Source organism: Exiguobacterium sp. s89, assembly GCF_018617735.1.
GTDB classification, from domain to species: Bacteria; Bacillota; Bacilli; order Exiguobacteriales; family Exiguobacteriaceae; genus Exiguobacterium; species Exiguobacterium marinum.
This window is the reverse complement of sequence record NZ_JACSKS010000010.1, coordinates 12,510-18,409: the sequence shown is the minus strand read 5'-3', so window position 1 is coordinate 18,409 and position 5,900 is coordinate 12,510. Positions and strand designations below refer to the sequence as shown.

Genomic DNA, 5,900 nt, shown 5'->3' with positions numbered 1-5,900 from the left:
TATAGCTCTTAAATTGACGAAGCTTGCGCTTCATTCAAAAATTGTAAAACTTATTTTTGCCTCATCGTTCAGTTTTCAAAGTTCGTCTGTCGCTCTTGGCGACTTAAATATCTTATCAAGCGAGGGACAAAACGTCAACCACTTTTAAAAATATTTTTTATTTCTTGTCGCTTATCTCGGCGACGTCTATTAATATATCAATAAAATATTAAGTGTGCAACCTTTTTTATAAAAAAGATTATTTTTTTATAAACATGCATTTAAGTTATTTTGCGCTTATTTTTTTCTTCATTATATAAGGCTAAAATTAAACTATGCCTATCTACGTTTTACTTTGAAGTTCAAAATTCCGAATTCATCCTCTTTCGTCCGAAGCGCGAGCCACTTCCCGTTTGCTCTCCGCTTGGAAGTGTGAGCATTCTCTCACTGTAAAGATACAAAAAGGCGAGCCACTGGCTTCGCCTTATGAACGGAGGGATGATAAAGACACGTTTCGCTTTTTCGCTTCTTTCAAATAAAAGAAGTAAAGAGTTTCAGCTTGTTTTACCTGGGCAGCTAACTCTCCCGTGTCTTCAATGCTGACTTCAAGCATTCGACGTTTCGATTCAAACTTAGCCTTTGCTTCTAGTAACTCAGTCAGTAGTCGCTGATCGTAGTCATCTCTTAACGACTTACGAAACCAATTCATAGTTCTCTTCTACCTTCCATCGCCCGAGACAACGTTACTTCATCCGCATACTCTAAATCTCCACCAACCGGCAAACCATGTGCAAGACGCGTCACGCGAATTCCCGTCGGTTTAAGTAGTCGCGATAAATACATCGAAGTCGCTTCTCCTTCAATGTTTGGATTGGTTGCTAAAATCACTTCTTGAATCGCTTCATTCTCTTGCAAGCGTGTCAGCAAGCTTGAAACGTTAATATCCTCTGGACCAATTCCTTCCATTGGACTAATAGCTCCATGGAGAACATGATACTTCCCTCTGTACTCTCTCATCTTCTCCATCGCAATTACGTCTCTTGAGTCTTGGACCACACAAACTACTGTCTCATCCCGATGTGAGTCTTTACAAATTGCGCATGGATCCACATCTGTAATATGACCACATACGGTGCAATATTTAATATCCCGTTTCGCACTGACGAGAGCCTTTGCAAATGTTAACACATCGTCTTCTTCCATATCTAAAATATGAAACGCTAAACGCACCGCGGTTTTCGGACCAATCCCAGGTAACTTCGTAAAACTCTCAATCAATCGCCCAATGGCTTCAGGGTATTGCAACTCGCATCGATCCTTTCTTCACTTAAAAGCCTGGGAGATTCATCCCTTGTGTGAAACGTCCCATCTTGTCATTCACAAGTTGATCCGCTTGCTTCATCGCATCATTAATCGCTGCTAAGACAAGGTCTTGTAGCATATCAACGTCGTCCGGATCGACGACGTCTTCTGCAATGATGACATCTAAGACTTCTTTATGACCGCTTACGACAACTTTCACCATGCCGCCTCCTGCAGTTCCCTCAACGGACATATCTTTCAATTCTTCTTGAGCTTTCGCCATATCTTTTTGCATTTTTTGCATTTGTTTCATCATGTTATTCATATTTCCCATTCCACGCATTCAGAGCGCCTCCCTTATGTCTCTTCAATTTCAACGACATCGCCAAATCGTTCCATCGCTTGTGCAACTAACGGATCCTCAGTTTCCGGTTCTTCGATTTGTTCTGTTCGTTCTGCTTGTTTTTGAAGGATGAACTCATTCTTCAATTCATTCCAATCCGTTTCAAGCACCGCCATGATTTCACGACGAATCCCCGTGACTTCGAATAGTGCCTGTTCAATCACATCACGTGTACGACCATTTGAACTCACTTGTTCATAATGCCATGTCATTCCATCTTTAAATTGTACCAGTAAGGTGTCACTTGCACAAAGGACAGCCTCACTTTCATAGAAGAGTGCGAAAATCGGACCATCCTGTATCCGAATATTCGTCATGATGTCTCCCCAGCTGTCGCGAATCGCATTCAAGTGTTGACGTTCGGCCCGTTGCAAGAGTTGGCGAATCCGTTCTTTCGGCACTCGGATTTGAGTTCGTTTCGGGGTCGGTTTCTTCACTTCTTCGCTTGCTACGGTAGTTACACCATTTTTCTTCACTTCATTCAACTCGCGACTTAACTCACGCACTTGATCTTGTAATTGTGTCATTTGTTCACTGATTGTCCGACCTTGTTCCGCGATACGAATGAACGTTAATTCCACCAATACTTTTGGATGGTTCGATAACCTCATCTGTTGTTGGCAATCATTGAGCTCTTCAATCACTTGGAACAATTCGTCAGTTGACGTCGCTTCGACAAATTGACGAAACTCATCCGTCGGACGCGCCCGTTCTAATAAATCAGAAGCTTGCGGAGATGCTTTCAAAAGTAATGCATCCCGATGAACGAACACCAAGTCTTCGATAAAGCGTTTTAAGTCTTTCCCTTCACGCAACATCATTTCAAGGGTACTCAAAATCGAATTCAATTCTTTCCGCTGTAGACCATATGCCATTTCAAGTAGCATTTCGTCCGTCACAGCACCCGTCACTTCCAACACCGCTTCTTCCGTCAACCGACCATCACTAAATGCGAGCGCTTGATCGAGCAAGCTAAGAGCATCTCGCATGCCTCCGTCGGCAGCACGTGCAATCAACTTCAATGCTTCCGGATCATAGTCATGATTCTGATCATTCAAGATATATGCCATTCGTGTTTGAAGTTGACTCACTTCATGTCGTTTGACATCAAATCGCTGACAGCGAGAAATAATCGTCGCCGGAATTTTATGAGGTTCTGTCGTTGCCAAAATGAAAATCGCATGTGCCGGCGGTTCTTCGAGAGTTTTTAACAGCGCATTGAACGCACCGGTCGATAGCATATGCACTTCATCAATGATATATACTTTATAACGACCTTGCGACGGCGGGTATTTGACTTTATCTCGAATCTCCCGAATCTCATCAACCCCGTTATTCGATGCGGCATCGATTTCGAATACGTCCGGACTCGTACCTTCCGTGATGGCGATACACGTCGGACAGGTATTACATGGTTCACGTGTCGGCGCACTTTCACAGTTGATGGCCTTAGCAATGATTTTCGCCAAACTCGTCTTCCCCGTTCCACGCGGACCGGAAAACAGATATGCATGTGACATGCGTTCCTCTAATAAAGCATTTTGAATCGTGCGTGTGATATGGACTTGACCGACGACCTCCTGAAACGACTGAGGTCTGTATACCCGATATAACGCTTGATACGCCATGAGTTCGCCTCCTTCCCTAACTGTTCTTCTCTATCTCATCATACAAAAAAATCTACAGCCCTGGGGCCATAGATTGAAGTTATAAAATAAATCTGCCGCGCACCGATTTCTGAAAGCGCATCAACATGCGTTACTCATGCAGTTTGCTCAGCCCAAGCACCCCTGCGGCACACGGTACGTCACCACTTAAGGCTGCTTCCTTCCGGACCTGACCTGGTTCATGGGTGACCGTTGCGCAGGACTCAGACGTCAACGCCACTTACATAAGGCAGACCACACCAACGCGCTCCCTCGAATCGGGATTCAGTCTCGCTATAGCGGATTGCGAGTGACAGGGCACCGCTACCTCCCCACCTAGCACGGCAAATGGGTAAATGAAGTTATGCACTATCTCGAGTGCTATTACATTATACTGTTTAATCGATTGGGTTGCAACCTCTCTGATCGAGTCGTTCTTGTTTCTTCCTCTCTCGAAGCGCTCGGAAGAAATCTGTGAGGAGTTGGCCACATTCTTCTGCTAAAACATTTCCCGTTACTTCAGCTTGATGATTAAATCGGTCATCCTGTACTAAATTCATTAACGTTCCACAGCATCCGCCTTTTGGGTCATAGGCCCCGAAGATGACACGCTTGATTCGGGATAATACGATGGCTCCCGAACACATCGGACATGGCTCAAGGGTAACATATAACTCGCAATCTTCTAATCGCCAATTCCTTAACGTTTCGTTTGCCGTTTCGATTGCAATCATCTCGGCGTGTGCCGAAGCCAATCGATCTGTCTCACGACGGTTGTGCCCGGCCGCAATCACCTGGTCTCCCTTCACGATCACACAACCAATCGGCACCTCGCCAATGGCTTCTGCTTTCTTTGCTTCTTCGATGGCCAACTGCATAAATCGCTCATCACGTTCCATCGATTCACCTCATTTCTTATTTAAAACTATGAAAAAAAATGAAAATCAAATCCCTCGCCATATCAATCGCATTGTATGCTAGAATGGAACTTGCACTTTGGATAATGGAGGATGACATCATATGTTTATAACGGTAGAAGGACCGATTGGTGTCGGGAAAACATCACTGGCCCATATCATCAGTCAGCATTTCTCGATGCAGATGCTGAATGAAATTGTAGAAGAAAACCCATTTCTCGGCAAGTTTTATGAAGATATCGAAGAATGGAGTTTCCAAACGGAAATGTTCTTCTTATGCAATCGATTCAAGCAGTTGGATGATATTCACAAACACCACTTGAGTCAGCAGCAATCCGTCGTTTCGGACTATCATATTTTCAAAAACTTGATTTTTGCTCATCGTTCGCTGAAACCAGCGCATTTGAATAAGTACGAGCAGATTTATAAGATTTTGACACATGATATGCCGAAACCTGATGTCGTCATTTACCTACACGCCAGCATTGAGACACTCATGAAACGCGTCGCTTTGCGTGGACGTGAAGTAGAAGAAAATATGTCTCGCGACTATCTTGAACAACTTGCTCACGACTATGAGACGTTCGTTGAATCGTATCGCGCGGCCCATCCAGAAGTGAAAATCCTCTCGTTCAGTGGGGATGAACTCGACTTTGTACACAATCCGGACGATTTGACTCATGTCCTGAAAACGATTGAGCGTGAACTAGAATTAACTAAAGGAGCCCATACAAAATGAAGCTGATTGATAAATACAACATCCCGAACGATACAATCATTACAATCGGTGGAATGGTTGGGATCGGGAAATCAACGATCACCAATTCGTTAGCCGATGCATTAAACTTCCGAACGTCCCTCGAAAAAGTAGATACAAACCCTTACCTCGATAAATTCTATCATGATTTCGAGCGGTGGAGCTTCCATCTTCAAATTTACTTCCTAGCTGAACGCTTCAAAGAACAGAAGAAAATCTTCCAATACGGCGGGGGCTTCATTCAAGACCGTTCAATCTATGAAGACACAGGCATCTTCGCAAAAATGCATTATGAAAAAGGAACGATGTCGCCAACAGACTATGAAACGTATTCAAGTTTGTTCGAGGCTATGGTATTAACACCCTTCTTCCCACACCCGGACCTATTGATCTACCTTGAAGGTTCGTTCGAACAAGTACTCGAACGCATCCAAATGCGCGGTCGCGAGATGGAGCAACAAACACCAATCGCTTATTGGGAAGAAATGTACGCACGCTACACAGAATGGATCAATAACTTCAACCTGTGTCCGGTATTACGCCTCTCAATCGAAGAGTATGACCTCATCAACGACCCAGACTCAGTTGAACTCATCCTTGAAAAAATTGAAAAGCAATTAACGGTTGCTCGCGAAGCAAAAGTTAGATAATCGATCGAAGGATTGCGCTAGCCAAAGCGTAATCCTTCTTTTTTTGTGCATAAAAAAATCCACAGCTCCTATGTCTGTGGATACAAAAAATGCATCTGCCTCTGCAGATGCCCGATTGAAAGCGGAGTTGGTGGGATTCGAACCCACGCGAGCCTTGCGACTCCTAACGGATTTCGAGTCCGTCCCCTTCAGCCGGACTTGGGTACAACTCCAGGCTTAAAAAAGTGTAAAAAAAAGAAAGTGGAG

General features: G+C 44.1%; 7 protein-coding genes, 1 tRNA gene and 1 other RNA gene. 2 read left to right on the top strand and 7 right to left on the bottom strand.

Annotated elements, in window-relative coordinates:
• Nucleotides 1-463: 463 nt before the first annotated feature.
• The 6 genes from KNO96_RS14155 to tadA all read right to left on the bottom strand — a co-directional run bounded on the left by KNO96_RS14155 (nucleotide 464) and on the right by tadA (nucleotide 4,229).
• Nucleotides 464-688, bottom strand: coding sequence for a YaaL family protein (locus KNO96_RS14155; protein ID WP_026824762.1), 225 nt, complete (start codon nucleotides 686-688; stop codon nucleotides 464-466).
• On the bottom strand, nucleotides 685-1,284 hold the full coding sequence (recR, locus tag KNO96_RS14150; protein WP_026824761.1) for a recombination mediator RecR: 600 nt from the start codon (nucleotides 1,282-1,284) through the stop codon (nucleotides 685-687). Before recR ends, KNO96_RS14155 begins: the two co-directional genes overlap by 4 nt.
• A gap of 22 nt (nucleotides 1,285-1,306) precedes the next feature.
• Nucleotides 1,307-1,624 carry a YbaB/EbfC family nucleoid-associated protein gene (locus KNO96_RS14145; protein WP_026824760.1) on the bottom strand — a complete coding sequence of 106 codons (318 nt, stop codon included), beginning with the start codon at nucleotides 1,622-1,624 and terminating at the stop codon, nucleotides 1,307-1,309.
• A 14-nt stretch (nucleotides 1,625-1,638) separates the two neighbouring features.
• Entirely contained in the window at nucleotides 1,639-3,312 is a 1,674-nt protein-coding gene (gene dnaX, locus KNO96_RS14140; RefSeq protein ID WP_214704544.1) for a DNA polymerase III subunit gamma/tau, read from the bottom strand.
• A 95-nt stretch (nucleotides 3,313-3,407) separates the two neighbouring features.
• Nucleotides 3,408-3,675: signal recognition particle sRNA large type (gene ffs, locus KNO96_RS14135), an RNA gene on the bottom strand.
• Between the two features lie 53 nt (nucleotides 3,676-3,728).
• Entirely contained in the window at nucleotides 3,729-4,229 is a 501-nt protein-coding gene (tadA, locus tag KNO96_RS14130) for a tRNA adenosine(34) deaminase TadA (protein ID WP_026824758.1), read from the bottom strand.
• Nucleotides 4,230-4,350: 121 nt separating this feature from the next.
• On the opposite strand from tadA, the gene KNO96_RS14125 reads away from it, so the two are divergent.
• Both KNO96_RS14125 and KNO96_RS14120 read left to right on the top strand, forming a co-directional pair.
• A complete protein-coding gene (locus KNO96_RS14125; protein ID WP_026824757.1) occupies nucleotides 4,351-4,986 on the top strand; it encodes a deoxynucleoside kinase in 636 nt (211 codons plus the stop codon).
• Nucleotides 4,983-5,654, top strand: a complete 672-nt coding sequence (locus tag KNO96_RS14120; RefSeq protein WP_026824756.1) for a deoxynucleoside kinase — start codon at nucleotides 4,983-4,985, stop codon at nucleotides 5,652-5,654. The genes KNO96_RS14125 and KNO96_RS14120 overlap by 4 nt, the downstream gene beginning before the upstream one ends.
• Before the next feature lie 122 nt (nucleotides 5,655-5,776).
• Here KNO96_RS14120 and KNO96_RS14115 read toward each other — a convergent pair.
• Nucleotides 5,777-5,866 (bottom strand) — tRNA-Ser (locus KNO96_RS14115).
• Nucleotides 5,867-5,900: the final 34 nt, after the last annotated feature.